This is a genomic window from Mycetocola miduiensis, assembly GCF_900115155.1.
GTDB classification, from domain to species: Bacteria; Actinomycetota; Actinomycetes; order Actinomycetales; family Microbacteriaceae; genus Mycetocola_A; species Mycetocola_A miduiensis.
The window spans coordinates 16206-35173 of the sequence record NZ_FOVM01000011.1 but is presented as its reverse complement, the minus strand read 5'-3'; the positions used below and the strand labels follow the sequence as shown (position 1 = coordinate 35173).

Below are 18968 nucleotides of genomic sequence, written 5' to 3'. Positions count from 1 at the left end.
ACCCGAATCACCGCACCGTGGTGGCGCTACTTCTTCTTCGCCGCGCCCTTTGCTGAACGCAACTTCGAGATTTCGTAGAGGGTGACGGATGCCGCAATGCCGGCGTTGAGCGATTCCGTCGCCGAAGAGATCGGGATCGAGACAATCGCGTCGCACGTCTCGGTGACGAGACGGGACAGTCCCTTACCCTCGCTCCCGACCACGATGACGACGGGGCGGTCGGCGAGGTCGAGACCAGGCAGGTCGGTGGTTCCGCCGCCGTCGAGGCCGATGACGAAAACGCCTGCAGCCTTGAACGCCTTCAGCGTCTGGGTCAGGTTCGGCGCCATGGCGACTGGGGTGCGTGCCGCGGCCCCCGCGCTCGTCTTCCAGGCGGATGCCGTCAGCCCGACAGAGCGACGCTGAGGCACGATGACTCCGTGTCCGCCAAACGCCGCCGTCGAACGAATGATCGCTCCGAGGTTCCTCGGGTCGGTGATGCCGTCGAGAGCGACGAAGAGAGGCTTCTGGCCGCGGGAGATCACCGTCTCGAGCAAATCGTTGGGGTGAGCGTACTCGTACGGCGGAACCTTGAGCGCGAGCCCCTGGTGAACGGAGTCGAACCCGGCCAGGCGGTCGAGTTCAGGGCGCATAACTTCGAGGATCGGGAGTCCGCGCGCGGTCGCGATGGCGAGGACTTCCTTCACCCGGTCGTCGAATTCGATGCGCGTGGCCATGTACAGCGCCGACGCTGGGATCTTGGCGCGCAGCGCCTCCAGCACGGAGTTGCGGCCCGTGACGATCTCGCTGTCGTCGGCCTGCTTCTGCTTGGGCTTCCGGCCGGCGACCGGAGCGGTGCTCGAACGAGCGCCTCCGGCCTTCGCCTGGGCCTGGTTCAGGCGCTCCTTGGCGATCTTGCGCTTGCCTGCGGCGTGGTAGGTGCGGTCCTCCGCTTTTGGGGTCGGACCCTTGCCCTCGAGTGAGCGACGGCCGAGGCCGCCCGTGCCCTTCGCCGGGCCCTTCTTCGTCTTCCGAACCGCCCCTGGGCGGCCTGCCTTACTGGCCATCAATACTCCAATGTGCACCTGTCGAGGTGTCTTCAATCGTGATACCCGCCGTTATGAGAACGTCGCGGATTCTGTCGGCGGCCGCGAAGTCGCGTGCCCCCCTGGCTTTCTGGCGTTCGTCGAGAAGCTGATCGACGAGGGTGTTCAAGACCCCGGAAGCTGCCTTGTCCTGACCGCGGGACCATTCGGCCGAGAACGGGTTGATGCCCAGTACTTCGGTCATGGCCATCACCTGCCCTTGCGCGGCGGCGGCCCGGGCGAGGTCTTCCCCGTCGATGCTCGCGTTGCCTTGCCTTATTGTGTCATGCAATACGGCGAGAGCCTGCGGGACAGACAGATCGTCGTCCATCGCCGCGGCGAAGGCATCCGGGATCTGCTCCGTTCCTGTGCCTGCGAACCGGGTGCCGGTGAGTCTGCGGCTGACCCGGTCGAGGAAGCTCTCGATCCGGTCGAGCGCTGCCTCCGCTTCTGCGAGCGCACCGTCGTGGTAGTCGATAGTTGACCGGTAGTGAGCCTGGCCGAGGTAGTAGCGCACCACGATCGGCCGGGCGGCGCCGAGCAGATCTGCGGCGTACACCGAGTTGCCGAGCGACTTCGACATCTTCTGGCCGTGAACGTTGACGAGGCCGTTGTGCACCCAGTAACCGGCGAACGGGTCACCGGCAGCGGTCGACTGGGCGAGTTCGTTCTCGTGGTGCGGGAACCGCAGGTCGAGGCCGCCACCGTGGATGTCGAAGGCCGCCCCGAGGTAGCGGCTCGCCATCGCTGAGCATTCGATGTGCCAGCCCGGCCGGCCGTCGCCCCACGGACTGGGCCACGCCGCTGAGGCGGGTTCCTCGGGCTTGTGACCTTTCCACAGCGCGAAGTCGCGGGGGTCGCGCTTACCGCGCGGATCGGCGTCCGTCGCGGCGTCCATGCTGTCGATGTTCTGGCGGGTCAGTGCGCCATACTCCGGCCAGCTGCGGACGTCGAAATACACGTCGCCTGAACCGTCCTCGGCTGCATACGCGTGGGAGTTCTCGATCAGACGTTCGATGATGGCGTGCATCTGTTGGATGCTCGCCGTCGCACGCGGCTCATAGGTGGGGGGAAGGATGCCGAGGGCCCGGTAACCGTCAGAGAACTCCAGCTCGGTACGGTACGCGAGCGCCCACCACTCCTCGCTCTCGGTGGCGTTGACGAGGACCTTGTCGTCGATGTCGGTGACGTTGCGCACGAGCGTGACGTCGAACCCCTTGTAGTTGAGCCAGCGGCGCATCTGGTCGTAGACCAGCGCCGAACGCAGGTGTCCGATGTGCGGCGATGACTGCACGGTCGGTCCGCAGACGTACATTCCGACCCGTCCTGGGACGAGCGGGGTGAAGTCACGGAGGGCCTGTGCCCGGGAATCATAGAGTTGCATTGCCACCCGTCAAGAGTACTGGCGTGAAACCGTCGCCGTCGCGATGGCGCAGACGCCTTCTCCGCGGCCGGTGAACCCGAGGCCGTCCGTTGTCGTCGCTGAGATGCTGACCGGGGCGCCGAGCAGCCCGGTCAGCAGGGCTTCGGCCTCCGACCGGCGTGGCGCGAACCGGGGGCTGTTTCCGATGAGCTGAACCGCGACGTTGCCGATGAGGAAGCCGTCCGCTTCAAGCCTCGACCGGGTGGAGGCGAGGAAGACCTCGCCGTGCGCACCGGCGAACTGTGGGTCGCTCGTGCCGAACACGCTGCCGATGTCTCCGAGGCCAGCCGCCGAGAGCAACGCGTCGGTGATGGCGTGGCTGACGGGGTCGCCGTCACTGTGCCCGGAGAGGCCGCGCTCCCCCGGCCAGTGCAGTCCGGCGAGCCACAGTTCCGATTCGTCGTCGTAGGCGTGCACGTCTGTGCCGATCCCGGTGCGGATGCCCGTGGGCCCGGAAAGCGCTGTGAGCAGCCCTTCCGCGCGGCGAAGGTCCCACGGGGTCGTGATCTTGAACGACGCCTGGTCGCCGTCGATCACGGAGACGGTGTGTCCCGCCGCCGCGAAGAGGGCGGCATCGTCGGTGTGTTCCACCGTCGCCCCAGCGTAGGCGTCGTCGAGTGCGGCGCGAGGGAATCCCTGCGGAGTCTGGATGGAGCGGAGTTCCGAACGGTCCACCGTCTCGACGACGGTTTCATCGTCATCAACGCGTTTGACGGTGTCCTGTACGGCGATGCCGGGGACGATCCCTGACGCTGTCTGGGCGACACCGGCAACGACGGCGTCGAAGACCGCCGACGGCGTGAGCGCCCGCGCGGCGTCGTGGATGAGCACGATGCGAACCGACGCGTCGAGGGCGGCGAGCCCGAGGGCGACCGACTGCTGCCGGGTGTCCCCTCCGGCGACGACGGAGATCGATGATGCGGCCACACCGGCAGCGTGTGTAGCGATCGCTTCAGCCTCGGAAACCCGATCGGCCGGAGCAACGACGACGATCTGCGCTTCGCGTTGCATGCCGAACACGGAGGTTAGCGATCGTTCGAGGACGGTGCGCCCGGCAAGTTCAACGAATGCCTTGGGGCGGCCAGCACCGAGGCGGGTTCCGCTGCCTGCGGCGACGACGACGACGCCGACAATCGGAGCGCGACTATTCATAGCATCCGAGCCTAGCTGTCACCGTGGACGACAAAAGCTCGACCACCGGGATACCCGGTGATCGAGCTTGTCGAGAGCAGAGTACTGGCTAGGACGCCAGCACTTCGTCGAGAACGTTCGAAGCTTTTTCCTCGTCGGTCTTCTCCGCGAGGGCGAGCTCCGAGATCAGGATCTGGCGCGCTTTAGCCAGCATGCGCTTCTCGCCAGCTGAGAGGCCGCGGTCCTGGTCGCGGCGCCACAGGTCGCGCACGACCTCGCTCACCTTGATGACATCGCCGGAGGCGAGCTTCTCAAGGTTTGCCTTGTAGCGGCGTGACCAGTTCGTGGGCTCTTCAGTGAACGGCGCACGGAGCACGTCGAAGACGCGTTCCAGACCTTCTTTACCAATGACATCACGAACGCCGACCAGATCGACGTTCTCAGCGGGCACCTCGATAACAAGGTCACCCTGGGTGACTCGAAGCTTCAAATAAAGCTTCTCTTCTCCCTTGATGACCCGAGTTTTCACTTCCGCAATAGTTGCGGCTCCGTGGTGGGGGTATACGACGGTTTCGCCAACCTCAAAAAGCATGGATGTGTATCCCTTCAGCATCTACCAGAATACCACAGAGGGCATGCACTACAGTTCGCACTGCAGTGGGCGGCGGTGAGATCTCGCTAGGCTAAACTCGGACTCGTTCCGTGCGCCGTTTCTGCGCGTGCACCCCTGTGTTTTTGGAGGACCTGTGAAGGCGCGTTTGATCGCATCCGTCGTGCTGGCGGCATCCGTCGTATTGGGCACCAGCGCGTGCAACCTGGTCGCCCCGCAGGCCACGACCAAGCACTACGACGCCAGTGACGGTGTCAGCGGCCGCACCGGCGACCTGAAGATCCGCAACGCGATGATCATCGTCGACGAGAACGGCACCGACGGCAACCTCGTGGCCTCCGTGACAAACGGTGGCGATGCGCAGTCGCTGTCCATCCAGTTCGGGGAGGGCGAGGACGCGACCGTCACGACCGCCATTCCTGAGCAGTCCACCGTGTCGTTCGGCACGGCGGAGGACGACCCGATCCTCCTCGAGGGCATCCACGCCGAAGCCGGCTCGATGGTCGAAGTGTTCTTCCAGTACGGCGACGAGACCGGCGTCGAGATCCTCGTTCCAGTGCTCGATGGCGCGCTCGAGGAGTACAGCGACCTCGTCCCCGAGACCGCGAGCGCAACCAAGTAGACCAACGATCAATGCGCGACGCCCCTTGCCGGGCGTCGCGCTTTGTCGTTCTCTGTCAGGCTTCGAAACGGTAGCCGAGCCCACGGACGGTGACGAGCATCCGTGGCTCTGACGGGTTTGCCTCGATCCGGGAACGGATCCGCTTGATGTGCACATCAAGCGTCTTGGTGTCACCGAAGTAGTCACTCCCCCAGACCCGGTCGATCAGCTGACCGCGGGTGAGCACCCGCCCCGCGTTGCGCAGAAGCAGCTCGAGCAGTTCGAATTCCTTCAGCGGCATGGGTGTTTCCTTGCCGCTGACCTCGACCGTGTGACGTTCGAGATCCATGCGGACCGTGCCCGCCTCGAGGACCGACTCGTCGACCTCGTCATCGGTGCCCCGCCGCCGGAGAACGGCACGGATGCGGGCGAGCAGTTCACGGCTTGAGTACGGCTTGGTCACGTAGTCGTCCGCGCCGAGCTCCAGCCCGACGACGATGTCCACCTCGGAATCCTTGGCGGTGAGCATGATGATCGGGACGTTCGAGACGGCCCGCATCTGACGGCACACCTCCGTGCCCGGGATGCCCGGCAGCATGAGGTCCAGAAGAACCAGGTCCGGTTCCTCGACCTGGAACGCGGCGACGGCGCTCGGGCCGTCCTGGACGACGTCGATGGTATAGCCCTCTCGCCCGAGCAGATAGGCGAGCGGCTCGCTGAGGGCTGCTTCGTCTTCCACGAGGAGAATGCGTGTCATGTGCTGTGGTCCTATCGTGCGTTGTCGTGTGCCGGCGTCGCGGCGGAAGCTCCGGTTACCGGGATCGGGGCGGTGAGCGGTTTCTCGGATGCTTCGGGGATCCGGATGGTGAACGTCGACCCCTTGCCCACAAGAGACCACACCTTGACCTCGCCGCCGTGGTTCTGCACCGTGTGCTTGACGATCGAAAGACCGAGCCCGGTGCCGCCGGTGTTCCTCGATCTCGCCTGATCCACGCGGAAGAACCGTTCGAAGACCCTGTCGCGGTCGTCTTCGGGGATGCCGACCCCCTGGTCGGTGACGGCGATCTCCACGAGGCCGCCCTTACGCGAGACGCCGACCCCGACCCGCCCGCGCGGCGGCGAATAGGTGATGGCATTGGCGATGAGGTTGTGCACAGCGACGACCAACAGTGCCTCGTCGCCGTATACCCGCGCCCCGCTGTCCCCGGCGAAGACGAGGGAAACGCCTGTTGCCTCAGCAGCGACCCGGTTCTGGTCGAGCGCAGCCGCGACCACCTGGTCGACCGTGACAAGCTCCGGCTGGTGCAGCGCGTCAGCGGCCTGCAGCCGGGACAAGTCGATGATCTCGCCGGTGAGCCGAGCGAGACGCGACGCCTCGGTGCGGAGGCGGGCAGCGAACTTGCGCACCTGCACGGCGTCGTCTGCAGCAGGTTCGAGTGCTTCGGCGAGGAGACCGACCGCTCCGATGGGGGTTTTCAGTTCGTGACTGATATTGGCGATGAAGTCACGACGCACCTCGTCGAGCCGGCGCGACTCGGTGTGATCCTGGGCGAGAACCAGGACGTAGCGAGTCCCCAGGCGAGCGGCGCGGACGCCGAGGTGCAGCGTCGCGTCGCTGAACCGGCCACGCGGGATGTCGATATCGGCGCTGATCGGCACCCCGGTGTCCCGGACCTCATCGGCGAGGCGGCCGATCTCGGTGTGGGCGATCCTGCCGTCGCGGACGAGGCCAAGGGCAAGCGCCCCCGGCGAGACCTTGACGACGTTGCCGGACGGGTCAACGACGATGCCGGCGATTTCCAGGGCGTCGAGAACCTGGCTCACGCCGTCCGGCACAGACGGTGTGACCACTCTTGCCACGCGTTCTCCCCTGCGGGCCGCATAGAAGAGGGCGGCCGCGAATCCGCTGCCGATGATCAGTCCGAGCAGCACGGCTGCAACCAGCAGCCAGGGAGAGTCCATACGACTAGGTTAGAGGCATAGCGGTGGCGTCTCGGCCGGATACGGCCCCCAGCGGGGCAGGGGGGTCGTTGTTCAGGTGGACGCCACCAAACGTTAACCTGCGCACGGCAGAGTGGCCGCGGGCTCGTCCCCGGACGCCCGAGAGCGGTGCGTCAGGTCCCGACATCCGAATGGAGATCAGATGCGTGAAGTATTCCAGCAAGAGCTGGCCGAGGTGCAGGAGCGACTCGTCGCTATTTCGGAACTCGTGGCGATCTCAATCACCAACGCCGTCCAGGCCTTCACCCAGTCCGATGTCTCTATCGCCGACGAGGTCATCGAGAACGACGTTCGAATCGATGAGCTCACCCTCGCACTCGACGAGCTGGCGATCAACATCCTCGCCAGGCAGCAGCCGGTCGCCCGCGACCTCCGCATCGTCGTCAGCGCGCTGCGGATCAGCTCGTCCCTCGAGCGGATGGGCGACATGGCAGAGCACATCGCGCAACTCGCGCGGTACCGCTTCCCTGAGCGGGCCGTCCCCAAGGGGCTGCGTTCGACGTTCGTCGAGATGGGGCGACTCGACGTCGAGATCGCACACAAGTTGACCGAGCTGCTGCGCACCCAGGATGTCCGCCTGGCCGAAGAGATCCGGAACGAAGACGACAAAGTCGATGAGCTGCACGTCAGCGTATTCGACAAGGTGCTCGGCGAGACGTGGAAGGGAAAGCCCGTTGCGACGGTCGACGCCACGCTCGCGTCGCGCTACCACGAGCGTTTCGCTGACCACGCCGTTTCCATCTCGAAGAAGGTCCAGTACCTCTCGACGGGTGACTGGATCGCGGAAACCGAAGACTGACCTCAAGCAACGCAAAAGGGGCGCGAACCATTCGGTTCGCGCCCCTTTTCTGTGGGTTCAGCTGTGCGTGGGTCAGCCCTTGCCCTGTGAGGCGACTGCGGCAGCGCCGGCTGCTGCGGCTTCGGGGTCGAGGTACTCGGCGGGCTCAATCGGCACGAAGTTCTCGTCGAGCTTGTAGACGAGCGGGATGCCGGTCGGGATGTTGAGTGATGCGATCTCGTCGTCGGAGATGCCATCGAGGTGCTTCACGAGCGCCCGGAGCGAGTTGCCGTGTGCGGTGACGAGGACCGTTTTTCCTGCGGCGAGGTCGACAGTGATGTCGGAGTGCCAGTATGGGAGCATCCGGTCGACGACGTCCTTGAGGCATTCGGTCTTGGGGATCTCGCCGTCGATTCCGACATAACGTGGGTCGTGGACCTGGGAGTACTCGTTGTCGTCGGCGATGGGGGGCGGGGGAACATCGAACGAACGACGCCAGATCTGGAACTGCTCTGCGCCGTACTCGGCGAGCGTCTGGGCTTTGTCCTTGCCCTGGAGGTCGCCGTAGTGGCGCTCGTTGAGCCGCCAGCTGCGCTTCACGGGAATCCAGGCGCGGTCGGCGACGTCGAGTGCGATGTTCGCCGTCTGGATGGCGCGCGTGAGCAGGGAGGTGTACTGGATGTCGGGGGTGAGGCCCGACTCGTTCAGCAGTTCCCCGGCCCGGTTGGCTTCGGTGACGCCCAGGTCGCTCAGGCGGACGTCTACCCAGCCGGTGAACAGGTTCTTCTGGTTCCATTCGCTGTTGCCGTGGCGCAGCAGGATGAGTGTGTATGGCAAAGACATGCCCCCCACTCTATCGAGCGGATCTAACTGCTCGTGCTACGGCGTACGCCGCACAGCACCGAGCCTCGGCAACCGCGGCACGTCGACGACGGCGCCGGCATCCGCCGGCACGATGACCTGCTGCGCGGCAGCGATCGAGATGCCGTCCTCGTCGACGGTGAGGTGCGCGACCTGGTCGATGTTCCTGCGGATGACGGCCAGGGCGATCGGCCCAAGTTCATGGTGCATCACGGCCGTCGTCACGGTACCGACAGATGCTGGCTCGCCATTTCGCTCGGTAAGCACCGTCGCGCCCCGACTCGGCAGGACCGAGTCCGAGCCGTCGAGATGCAGCAGAACCAGCCGCCGCGGCGGGTGCCCGAGGTTGTGAACTTTCGCCACCGTCTCCTGGCCCCGATAGCACCCCTTCGTGAGGTGGACGGCGCTGCGCAGCCAGTCGAGTTCATGCGGGATGGTTTTTTCGTCGGCCTCGGTTGCCTTCCTCGGACGCCACGCGGCGACCCGAAGTGCTTCGGCCGCGAGCGACCCGGCCACCGGCAGAATTCCCGTTGCGAGGGCGGGAAGCTTTTCTCGGGGTACCAGGACTTCGGTCCAGCGCCAGCCAGCTGATGGGTGCTCCCCCTGCGCATATTGATGACCACCGGTGACGACCTCGCGCCAGGGGTCGCTCCAGACCAGGGGAACACCGTTCGGGGAAGCGACGGCGAGGTCGAGGGGCGCGTCACCCGGCATCAGCCCGATGCGCGCGAACTCGGTCGACCGGTCGGCCACCTCCACCCGAAGCATGAACTTCATCCGGTTCAGCCACGCGACCAGCGGCGGGACATCGTCGGACTCGACGAGAAGCCAGGCGGTCTCGCCGTCATCGACAATCCCGGCGGCGTAGTCGACACGCCCGTTCGGGTCGAGGAACAGGGTCTCCCTCGACGCTCCGGCCGGAAGGTATGTGAGCTCGGCGGATGTCATCGAGTTGAGCCAGCTGAGCCGGTCAGGGCCTGAAACGGAGACGACGCCACGATTAGACAGGTCGACGATCGCCTCACCCGCGGCGAGCATCCGTTGTTCGATATTGGGACTGCCGTAATGAGAGGGCACACCCGCGTCGACCGCGTCAGGAAGCACGACCGCGCCCGGACGGTTCAGGAACGGAGATGGAACAGTCATCAGTCAACCTTTGCGAGTCGCCCTGAGGCGTGGGAGCGAAGATCCTGGCCGAGCGCTGCGATGTCCCAGGCCCAGAGCAGGTGGTTTTCAACGAGACCGTACAGCCGCGTGGCAGCGGCGTATTCCTTCGCCCCCGCCGTGCGCATCACCGCATCGGTCGCGAGGTCGATGCGCGGACCGCGAACCTGACCCAGGTACAGTTCGCTGACACCGCCAGGGTGAACCAGTGACACTTCGACGTCGAAACCGCCATCGTCGTTGCGGAGGGATTCGACGTCCTCGGCGGTCTGGAAAGGGCGTTCACCGACTGCGGGCAACAGGGCAGGGCCGGGGTCGCCCTCACGCTGCGGGCGGTGCAACCGCCAGTAGCCGGTTTCAGCGGTGAGCCCGGTGTGTTCCTCATCGAGGAGCCAGGTGTACGCGTTGTAGTTGAGGTATGGCATCCCGTCGTGGCTGAAGCTCACGCGCTGGCCGAACTCTGAACTCACGGTGCCCTCGCCGGCCGGGTAGTCGATCACCCCGGTGCCTTCCCAGACACCTATGAGCCAGGACAACGGCACGAGCTCCGCGGGCAGGTCGGTCGGGATCTCAAACATCGACGCGCCTCGCGTCAGCGCTGTCCGCGGAAGAGGTTGAGGAGCACGACGACCGAGATGCCGGCAATCGCGAGGCTGGCCAACCCGAGAAGACCAACAAAGAAAAGTTCAAGTGCGACGAGGTCCATGGCAGCAGTCTATCCCTGGAAGAGTGCACCGATGCCGAGCAGGGCCGCGGCGATGGAGAGAATCCCGAGGATTCCGACGACGCTGATCGATAGCCGGTCGATGAACCCGATTTTCTGGTGGGTGAGCAACTGAACGACGAACGCGAGCATTGTGCAGGCCGCCAATGTGATCGACAGCCAGGTGAAGTGCAGCCCGGACGGTGCGAACACCGCGACCAGGATGGCTCCCGCGGCGGCGGCACCCCACACACCGAAGATGCCGCGCCAGGTGCGCGACGGAGCCATCGGAGCGTCAGTCATGCTCCTATCTTGCCTGAATACTCGCTCCTCCGCCTCCGGTTGACACGCTCGGTCAGATCGGTTGCCGAGCGAAAGCTAGTATGAGTCCACGTAATCACTGGAGGTCACACGTGGCGCAACTGTTGATTCTGACCTCACAGGTCGACAATGACGTGCTGCCGTCACTCGGCCTGCTCAGTCACCGTGTGCGGCAGATCCCCGCTCAGCCTGCCCAGCTCGTCAACGCGCCCTCCAGCGACCTGATCATGGTCGACGCGAGGACGGACCTCGCAGGCGCCAAGTCCCTGTGCAAGATTCTGCGGACAACGGGCATCGCCGTTCCGCTCCTCGTCATCCTCACCGAAGGCGGCCTCAGCGCTGTCAGCGCCGACTGGGGTGTTGACGACGTCCTCGTCGAGATGGCCGGGCCTGCCGAGATCGACGCACGGATCCGCCTCGCTATCGGGCGGCAGGCGCTCGAGCAGACGAGCACCAAAATCCAGACGTCAGGCGTCGTCATCGACGAAGCCAGCTATTCCGCGAAAGTCCAAGGCAAGCCGCTCGACCTCACCTACAAGGAATTCGAACTGCTTCGCTTCCTGGCCGCGCACCCGTCCCGCGTCTTCACCCGTGAACAACTGCTCAGCGAGGTGTGGGGGTACGACTACTTCGGGGGCACCCGGACGGTGGACGTCCACGTTCGGCGGCTGCGCGCGAAACTTGGCGAGCTCGAACAGCTGATCGGAACGGTCCGCAACGTCGGCTACCGCTTCAACGTTTACGAGGACGACAATGCCGAAGCCGATCCTGCGCGTTCGTAACATCACGGATGCCGCGCCGCGCGCCGCATTCGATCGTCTCGTTCGCCGCGCCGTCGCCGTCGACGGGGCATCCCCGTTCAACGACCAGGCCCTCATCGACGCTGAGGCCGGCGCCCGGTCGCTGCTCCTCGCCATCACGCCGCCCGAGTCGCCGAGCGCGGTGGAGCTTCTCGTCGGCGCTGCCCTCATCGGCCACGGCGAACTCGAGTTCGTCGTCGACCCGGAGTGGCGCGGCACCGGCGTTGGCTCGTCGATGCTCGCGGAGATCCTCGCCAGCGCTCCCCCCTCCCTGCTTGCCTGGGCCCACGGCGACCACCCCGCATCCCGTTTGCTTGCTGCCCGCTTCGCGTTCGACCGGGTGCGGACCCTCCTGCAGCTGCGGATGCCGCTCTCACCGGCTGCCGACATCCCCCCTCTTCCCGCGGGCATCACATCGTTCAGCCCGGGGACGGACGATGCGGAGTGGGTTGAGCTGAACGCCCGGGTGTTCGCGAGCCACCCAGAACAGGGCAGGATCACCGTCGAGGATCTCCGAGCCCGGCAGTCGGAACCCTGGTTCGACGCCGGCGACTTCCTGCTCGCCCGCAACGAGTCCGGCCGGCTGCTCGGCTACAACTGGCTCAAGATCGACGCCGACCACGGAGAAATCTACGTTCTCGGCGTTGGGGAACCCGGACAGGGGCTTGGACGCGCGCTCATGCTTGCCGGACTCGAGCGGATGAGGGAGCGTGGCGTGCGCACGGCATCCCTGTACGTCGAGGGAGACAACGAACGGGCTGTATCGCTGTACCGCTCGCTCGGTTTCACGGATTATGCGGTCGACGTGCAGTACCGCAGGAGAGAAAAAGCCTGATCCGAGCGGCACCACCTCCGCACCGCGAGCAGAAGTCCCGCATTGCTCGTCGCCACCTGGCGCGTAACCGTGTTCACCGTGACAAGATGTTGGGATGGCAACACAGAGCATCGCGCATGACTCGGGACTCGGCGGCGACGACGACGACTTCGACCCGGTGTTCGAGCGGGACGATCCAGCGCTTCCTGAGGGCCGTTACCTCGACCGGGAAGTGAGCTGGCTGGCATTCAACCAGCGGGTCCTTGAGCTGGCTGAAGACCCGACGGTGCCGACGCTCGAGCGGGCCAACTTCCTCGCCATTTTCGCGTCGAACCTCGACGAATTCTTCATGGTCCGTGTCGCCGGGCTCAAGCGCCGTGTGCTCACCGGACTCGCTGTTCCCACGAACGTTGGCCGTGCCCCGGCCGACGTGCTCAGTGATATCTCCGACAAGGCGCACGAACTCCAGGCCCGCCATGCCCGCGCGTGGTCCGAACTGGTCAAACCGGACCTCACCGCCGCAGGCGTGAACGTCGTCACCTGGGACTCTCTCAACGACGACGACCGCGAGAGCCTTCGGGACTACTTCGGACAGCAGATTTTCCCCGTCCTCATGCCGTTGGCCGTCGACCCCGCGCACCCGTTCCCCTACATCTCGGGGCTCTCACTCAACCTCGCCGTTCGGGTACGTAACTCAAAAACCGGTCGTCAGGAGTTCGCGAGGCTCAAGGTCCCGCAGATGCTCCCCCGGTTCGTGCCGGTCGACCCGTCCGCCTCCCTCGACTCGGTGCGATACATCCCGCTCGAAGACCTCATCGCCAACCACCTCGGCGACCTGTTCCCCGGCATGGAGATCATCGAGCACCACGTCTTCCGGGTCACCCGCAACGAAGACGTCGAAATCGAAGAGGACGAGACCGAGAACCTCATCCAGGCCCTGGAGAAGGAGCTCCTCCGACGCCGGTTCGGCCCGCCGATCCGGCTGGAGATCACCGAGGACATGGACGATGTGACCCTCGACCTGCTCGTGCGTGAGCTCGACGTCACCGACCAGGAGGTATACCGCCTCCCCGCACCGCTCGACCTCGGCGGCCTGTTCAGCCTGTCAGGAATCGACCGCCCCGACCTGCGTTACCCGCCGCGCGTACCGACCACCGTCGCGCAGTTCCAGCCGGTTGAGCCGAACAGCAAAGCCGACATCTTCCGGGCGATCGCCCAGCAGGACGTCCTCGTCCACCACCCGTACGAGTCCTTCGCCACGAGCGTGCAGGCGTTCCTCGAGCAAGCCGCAGCCGACCCCCAGGTGCTCGCCATCAAACAGACGCTGTACCGCACATCGGGCGACTCCCCCATCGTCGAGGCTCTCATCGACGCGGCCGAGGCCGGCAAGCAGGTCCTCGCGCTCGTTGAGATCAAGGCCCGCTTCGACGAGCAGGCGAACATCACCTGGGCTCGCAAACTGGAGAAGGCGGGTGTGCACGTCGTGTACGGACTCGTCGGGCTGAAAACCCACTGCAAGCTCGCCCTCGTCATCCGTGAGGAAAAAGGAACGCTCAAGCACTACAGCCACATCGGCACGGGCAACTACAACCCGAAGACCAGCCGGATCTACGAGGACCTCGGCCTGTTCACCGCGGATGCCCAGGTCGGCAAGGACCTCACCCGGCTGTTCAACGAACTCTCCGGGTACGCCATCGAGAAGAAGTTCAAACGGCTCCTCGTCGCTCCGCTCCACCTGCGGAAGGGCCTGCTCAAGCACATCGACCAGGAACGCCGGAACGCGGAGGCGGGCAAGCCGAGCGGGATCCGGATCAAGGTCAACTCAATGGTCGACGAAGCGATCATCGACGGGCTCTACCGCGCCAGCCAGGCCGGTGTGCCGATCGACATCTGGGTGCGCGGAATCTGCGGGCTCAAACCTGGTCAGAAGGGCATGAGCGAGACCATTCGCGTGCGCTCCATCCTCGGTCGCTTCCTCGAGCACTCCCGGATCTTCTCGTTCGTCAATGACGGCGACCCGCACGTCTTCATCGGAAGCGCCGACATGATGCACCGGAACCTCGACCGCCGGGTTGAAGCGCTGGTCCGCTTGACCGCCCCCGCGCACCTCGCCGAGATCGCGAGCCTTTTCGACACGGCCATGGACGACAACACGTCGACGTGGCACCTCAATGCGAACGGCGTCTGGGAACGTCACTCAACCGATGAATCCGGCCTTCCGCTCGTCGACATCCAGGATCGGCTGATGCTCAAGACGAGTCTCCGGCGCCGGCCGAGGGCGCGACGGTGACGACGGCGATCTACGCAGCGGGCGCATTATGCTGGCGCCGAATCGACGGCAAAGTGCACATCCTCGTCATCCACCGCACCAAGTACGCGGATGTTTCCCTCCCCAAGGGCAAGGTCGACCCCGGAGAATCACTGCCGCAGACCGCGGTACGCGAGATCCTCGAGGAGACCGGACTGGCCGTGGTGCTCGGGGCGCCCCTCGGAGTCTCCCGGTACCCGCTGTCATCCGGCCGGGAAAAGATCGTGCACTACTGGGCCGCCGAAGTCAGCGACGCTGCCGTCCGGTCGTCAACCTTCGTGCCGAACAGTGAAGTGGCCGCCCTGGAGTGGGTGCTGCCCCGCAAAGCCCGCACCTACCTGAGCCATGCCCCCGACCTCGAAATCCTCGACACGTTCATGAAGCTGCTCGAGGAAGGCGTCACCTCCACCTTCGCAATCATCGCGCTTAGGCACGGTAAGGCGCTTGCGGCATCCGCGTGGTCGGGACCGGACGCCCTGCGTCCACTGACCGCGCGCGGCGTCGAGCAGGCCGCAAGCATCGTGCCGACGCTGCAGGCGTTCGGCGTGCGGCGGATCGTCTCGAGCACGGCTGTGAGGTGCGTGACAACCGCAGCGCCCCTCGCCGCGGCGTCCGGGCTGGATCTGCGCCGCACCGATCTGATCAGCCAGGACGCATGGGAGCGCGGCGAAGCGGACGTCCGTAAAGTCGTCGGCAAACGCGTGAAATCGCGCAAGACCGCCGTGCTGTGCAGCCATGGGCCCGTTCTGCCCGAGATCCTGCGGGAAATCGCACTGGCCACCGGGAGTCTCTCTGGCTCCTACCTGTCCAGCGCGGCGGACCTGCCCACCGGCGCGTTCAGCATCGTGCACCTGTCCGCGACGAATCCGAGCTCGGGAATTATCTCGATCGAAACCCACGAACCGCGCGCCTGAGGCGATGTCGCGGGAGCCGTCGGATGCCGTTAACCTTCCGTTCACCATTGTGAGGGACTCTCGTTAAGCCGGATGCCTAACGTACTTCGTGGGCCTGCACCGGTCCGTCCCGAAATCACAATGAATGGACACAATTTTCGTGAAGTTCACCAAGTTCGGCCGCGTCGCGGCCGTCGCAGCACTCGCCGCACTAACCCTGACCTCCTGCGCAGCAAACGAAGGACAGGCTGCCGGAGGCACCGACAGCGCGGCCAGCGAGCTCACCGGCACCCTCGTCGGCGGCGGCGCGTCATCGCAGCAGTCGGCCCAGGAAGCCTGGGTTGCCGCATTCCAGGGAATGCACGCCGACGTCACCGTTGAGTACGACCCCGCCGGTTCCGGCGCAGGGCGCGACACGTTCATCGCCGGCGGCAGCGCTTTCGCCGGTTCCGACCGTGCGTTCAGGGACGAGGAACTCGCCGAAGACAACTTCGCAGCGTGCGTCCCCGGTACAGGGCTTGTCGAACTCCCCGCGTACATCTCGCCGATTGCCGTCGTCTTCAACCTCGACGGCGTCGACAGCCTCGACCTCGACCCGGCTACCATCGCAGGCATCTTCGCCGGCACCATCACCAAGTGGAACGACGACGCCATCGTCTCCCAGAACCCCGACGCACAGCTGCCTGACCAGGCGATCACTCCCGTCCACCGTGCAGACGACTCGGGAACCACTGAGAACTTCACCGACTACCTCAACGTCACCGCACCCGACGTGTGGAGCTGGGAAGCTGACGGCGTGTGGCCGGATGCCGTCACCGGCGGCGAGGCTGCACAGCAGACCTCCGGCGTCATCGACGCGGTCACCACAGGCACCGGCACGATCGGTTACGCCGACGCGTCTCGCGCCGGTGAACTCGGCACCGTCTCCGTGAAGGTCGGCGAGGAGTACGTCCCGTACTCTGCTGAAGCCGCCGCCGCGATCGTCGACGCGTCGCCTGCCGCTGAAGGCCGTGGCGAGGGTGACCTCGCGATCGAGCTCGACCGCGCATCGACCGCGGCCGGTGTCTACCCGATCGTCCTGATCAGTTACCTGATCGGCTGCACCGAGTACGAAGACGCCGAATCGGCCAAGCTCGTCAAGGAGTACTTCAGCTATATTGTGAGCGAAGAAGGACAGCAGGTCAGCGCGGAAGCCGCCGGCTCAGCTCCGATCTCGTCCGACATCGCCGAGAAGTCCGCGGCAGCCATCGAACTCATCAAGTAACAACTCCCGTTGACCCCGGTTGTGGCCTGCCCAGGTCACAACCGGGGTTGCACCGGTTACGGTCCTCGTAATCTCCCCGCCCATCTTTACCCGAACCCCAGGGGGAACCCCTCAGATGTCGTCGCCAGCGGTTGCCCGCACCGAAAGCGCCCCGCCTTCCAAGCCCGTTCAGCGCCTCGGCGACCGAATTTTCTCGGGATCGACGCTCACCGCGGGCGCTCTCATCCTCGCAACTCTCGCCGCCGTCGCCGCCTTCCTGGTGCTGCAGAGCGTTCCGGCCCTCACCGAGAACCCCGAAGACATTTCGATCTTCACGTCAGGTGAAACCTTCTGGACCTACGTCTGGCCGTTGATTTTCGGGACGCTGTGGGCATCGGCGCTCGCGCTCGTCATGGCCGTCCCCGTTGCCATCGGCATCGCCCTTTTCATCTCGCACTACGCGCCGCGCCGGCTCGCCCAGGGCCTCGGCTATGTCGTCGACCTCCTCGCGGCCGTCCCCTCCGTCGTCTTCGGCCTCTGGGGCGCAAACACGCTCGCTCCGCTGGTGCAGCCGTTCTACCTCTGGTTGACCGAGAATCTTGGCTGGATTCCGCTCTTCGCCCCGCCTGCTTCCGGCACCGGCCGCACGATCCTCACGGCGGCGGTCGTCCTCGCGGTGATGATCCTCCCGATCATCACGGCGCTCAGCCGGGAGGTCTTCCTCCAGACTCCGGTCCTCCACGAAGAAGCCGCACTCGCCCTCGGCGCGACCCGGTGGGAAATGATCCGCATGACCGTCCTGCCGTTCGGCCGCGCCGGCGTCGTCTCCGCCGCCATGCTCGGTCTCGGCCGCGCACTCGGTGAGACGATGGCCGTGGCCATGGTGCTCTCCTCCTCAGGGATCATCAGCTTCGCGCTTCTCACGTCGTCGAACCCGAGCACTATCGCAGCAAACATCGCCCTCAGCTTCCCCGAGGCGTACGGGCTCAACGTCAACGTCCTCATTGCCACCGGCCTGATGCTGTTCGCCATCACCCTCGCGGTGAATGCGATCGCGCGATACATCATCAACCGCCGCAAGGAATTCTCGGGAGCGAACTAATGGCACAGACAGAAACTGCCCCGCTCCAGCGATCCGGCCCCGCGTCGGGTTCCGGCCAGGGGTCGAAACCAGGCACCGGCTCCGGAGCGATGCCCAACGTCTACGCCAGCGGCCGACTCGGCAAGAGCGTCCCGTGGATCGTCCTCGGCGCCTCGCTGCTGGTGAGCATTGCGATTTTCGCGCTGGTTCAGGTGGCATCCGGCGGCGGCTTCAACGTCGCGGGCGCGGTCGTTCTCACCGGCGTGCTCAACGGCGTGGCGATCTACCTCACCGCCCTCCTCGTCGAGGGCGGCCGCCAGGCCAAGGACCGCCTCGTCACCACGCTCGTCTCCAGCGCGTTCATCATCGCACTGGCGCCCCTGGTCTCGCTCTTCATCACAGTCCTCTCCCGCGGTACGGCACGGTTCGACGTCCAGCTGTTCACCGAGTCGATGCGCAACGTCGTCGGCGAGGGAGGCGGTGCGCTCCACGCAATCGTCGGAACGCTCATCATGACCGGCATCGCCGCGCTCATTTCCGTTCCCATCGGCTTGCTCACGTCGATCTACCTCGTGGAGTACGGCCGCGGCGCCCTCGCCCGGGCGATCACGTTCTTCGTCGACGTCATGACCGGCATCCCGTCGATCGTCGCGGGCCTCTTCGCCTACGCGCTCTTCGCCATCTTCTTCGGACCTGGCATCCGGCTCGGTATCGCCGGCGCGGTTGCGCTCAGCGTGCTGATGATCCCCGTTGTCGTCCGCTCAAGCGAAGAGATGCTGCGCCTCGTGCCCAACGAACTCCGCGAAGCGGCGTTCGCCCTCGGGGTACCCAAGTGGCTGACCATCCTCAAGGTGGTCCTGCCCACCTCGATCGCGGGAATCACGACCGGCGTCATGCTCGCCATCGCCCGCGTTATCGGAGAAACCGCTCCCCTCCTGGTCGCCGCCGGGTTCACCGCAAACATGAACTACAACCCCTTCGACGGCCGCATGCAGAGCCTGCCGGTCTTCGTCTACAGCTCATACGTGAGCCAGGGCACCGACGCACAGGCGTACCTCGACCGCGCCTGGGCTGCCGCCCTCACCCTCATCCTCATCGTGATGGCACTCAACCTCATCGCGAGACTCGTCGCCCGCGCCTTCTCCCCCAAGCTCGGCCGTTAGCACCAAAGG

19 protein-coding genes are annotated in these 18968 nt (G+C 65.5%); 9 read left to right on the top strand and 10 right to left on the bottom strand.

Going from position 1 to position 18968, the window contains the following annotated elements:
• Window positions 1-26 precede the first annotated feature (26 nt).
• From rlmB to BM197_RS15105, 4 genes are all read right to left on the bottom strand, one after another.
• The gene (gene rlmB, locus BM197_RS15120; RefSeq protein ID WP_090713020.1) at window positions 27-1046 is read right to left on the bottom strand and encodes a 23S rRNA (guanosine(2251)-2'-O)-methyltransferase RlmB; all 1020 of its coding nucleotides are present in this window, start codon (window positions 1044-1046) and stop codon (window positions 27-29) included.
• Window positions 1036-2454, bottom strand: coding sequence for a cysteine--tRNA ligase (gene cysS / locus BM197_RS15115; RefSeq protein WP_090713018.1), 1419 nt, complete (start codon window positions 2452-2454; stop codon window positions 1036-1038). The genes rlmB and cysS overlap by 11 nt, the downstream gene beginning before the upstream one ends.
• Before the next feature lie 3 nt (window positions 2455-2457).
• On the bottom strand, window positions 2458-3639 hold the full coding sequence (ispD, locus tag BM197_RS15110) for a 2-C-methyl-D-erythritol 4-phosphate cytidylyltransferase (protein WP_090713016.1): 1182 nt from the start codon (window positions 3637-3639) through the stop codon (window positions 2458-2460).
• An 88-nt stretch (window positions 3640-3727) separates the two neighbouring features.
• On the bottom strand, window positions 3728-4210 hold the full coding sequence (locus BM197_RS15105) for a CarD family transcriptional regulator (RefSeq protein WP_090713134.1): 483 nt from the start codon (window positions 4208-4210) through the stop codon (window positions 3728-3730).
• A gap of 154 nt (window positions 4211-4364) precedes the next feature.
• Here BM197_RS15105 and BM197_RS15100 point away from each other — a divergent pair, with 154 nt between their 5' ends.
• Window positions 4365-4850 (top strand): hypothetical protein, encoded by a 486-nt coding sequence (locus tag BM197_RS15100; protein ID WP_090713014.1) that lies wholly within the window; start codon window positions 4365-4367, stop codon window positions 4848-4850.
• 55 nt (window positions 4851-4905) lie between these two features.
• Here the strand turns inward: BM197_RS15100 and BM197_RS15095 are convergent, their stop codons facing one another.
• The gene (locus tag BM197_RS15095; RefSeq protein WP_090713012.1) at window positions 4906-5586 is read right to left on the bottom strand and encodes a response regulator transcription factor; all 681 of its coding nucleotides are present in this window, start codon (window positions 5584-5586) and stop codon (window positions 4906-4908) included.
• A gap of 11 nt (window positions 5587-5597) precedes the next feature.
• Window positions 5598-6791: a sensor histidine kinase gene (locus tag BM197_RS15090; protein ID WP_090713010.1), complete on the bottom strand. Its 1194-nt coding sequence runs from the start codon at window positions 6789-6791 to the stop codon at window positions 5598-5600.
• Between the two features lie 181 nt (window positions 6792-6972).
• Between BM197_RS15090 and phoU the strand changes: the two genes are divergently transcribed.
• Window positions 6973-7629 (top strand): phosphate signaling complex protein PhoU, encoded by a 657-nt coding sequence (phoU, locus tag BM197_RS15085; protein ID WP_090713007.1) that lies wholly within the window; start codon window positions 6973-6975, stop codon window positions 7627-7629.
• 72 nt (window positions 7630-7701) lie between these two features.
• On the opposite strand, the gene BM197_RS15080 is transcribed toward phoU, so the two are convergent.
• From BM197_RS15080 to BM197_RS15065, 4 genes are all read right to left on the bottom strand, one after another.
• Window positions 7702-8451 (bottom strand): phosphoglyceromutase, encoded by a 750-nt coding sequence (locus tag BM197_RS15080; RefSeq protein WP_090713006.1) that lies wholly within the window; start codon window positions 8449-8451, stop codon window positions 7702-7704.
• A 36-nt stretch (window positions 8452-8487) separates the two neighbouring features.
• Entirely contained in the window at window positions 8488-9615 is a 1128-nt protein-coding gene (ygfZ, locus tag BM197_RS15075) for a CAF17-like 4Fe-4S cluster assembly/insertion protein YgfZ (RefSeq protein ID WP_090713005.1), read from the bottom strand.
• Window positions 9615-10211, bottom strand: coding sequence for a nitrobindin family protein (locus BM197_RS15070; RefSeq protein ID WP_090713003.1), 597 nt, complete (start codon window positions 10209-10211; stop codon window positions 9615-9617). Before BM197_RS15070 ends, ygfZ begins: the two co-directional genes overlap by 1 nt.
• Before the next feature lie 137 nt (window positions 10212-10348).
• On the bottom strand, window positions 10349-10639 hold the full coding sequence (locus BM197_RS15065; protein ID WP_090713001.1) for a hypothetical protein: 291 nt from the start codon (window positions 10637-10639) through the stop codon (window positions 10349-10351).
• Between the two features lie 110 nt (window positions 10640-10749).
• Here BM197_RS15065 and BM197_RS15060 point away from each other — a divergent pair, with 110 nt between their 5' ends.
• The 7 genes from BM197_RS15060 to pstA all read left to right on the top strand — a co-directional run bounded on the left by BM197_RS15060 (window position 10750) and on the right by pstA (window position 18959).
• Complete coding sequence (locus BM197_RS15060; RefSeq protein WP_090712999.1) at window positions 10750-11439, top strand: response regulator transcription factor; 690 nt, start codon at window positions 10750-10752, stop codon at window positions 11437-11439.
• Window positions 11411-12292, top strand: coding sequence for a mycothiol synthase (mshD, locus tag BM197_RS15055; protein ID WP_090712997.1), 882 nt, complete (start codon window positions 11411-11413; stop codon window positions 12290-12292). Before BM197_RS15060 ends, mshD begins: the two co-directional genes overlap by 29 nt.
• A 94-nt stretch (window positions 12293-12386) precedes the next feature.
• Window positions 12387-14561: an RNA degradosome polyphosphate kinase gene (locus tag BM197_RS15050; RefSeq protein WP_090712995.1), complete on the top strand. Its 2175-nt coding sequence runs from the start codon at window positions 12387-12389 to the stop codon at window positions 14559-14561.
• A complete protein-coding gene (locus BM197_RS15045) occupies window positions 14558-15493 on the top strand; it encodes an NUDIX hydrolase (RefSeq protein ID WP_090712993.1) in 936 nt (311 codons plus the stop codon). The genes BM197_RS15050 and BM197_RS15045 overlap by 4 nt, the downstream gene beginning before the upstream one ends.
• A 139-nt stretch (window positions 15494-15632) precedes the next feature.
• Window positions 15633-16736 (top strand): phosphate ABC transporter substrate-binding protein PstS, encoded by a 1104-nt coding sequence (locus tag BM197_RS15040; RefSeq protein ID WP_425435742.1) that lies wholly within the window; start codon window positions 15633-15635, stop codon window positions 16734-16736.
• A 115-nt stretch (window positions 16737-16851) separates the two neighbouring features.
• Window positions 16852-17817, top strand: a complete 966-nt coding sequence (gene pstC / locus BM197_RS15035) for a phosphate ABC transporter permease subunit PstC (protein ID WP_090712989.1) — start codon at window positions 16852-16854, stop codon at window positions 17815-17817.
• Window positions 17818-17906: 89 nt separating this feature from the next.
• A complete protein-coding gene (gene pstA, locus BM197_RS15030) occupies window positions 17907-18959 on the top strand; it encodes a phosphate ABC transporter permease PstA (protein ID WP_090713132.1) in 1053 nt (350 codons plus the stop codon).
• The last annotated feature ends 9 nt before the right edge of the window (window positions 18960-18968 follow it).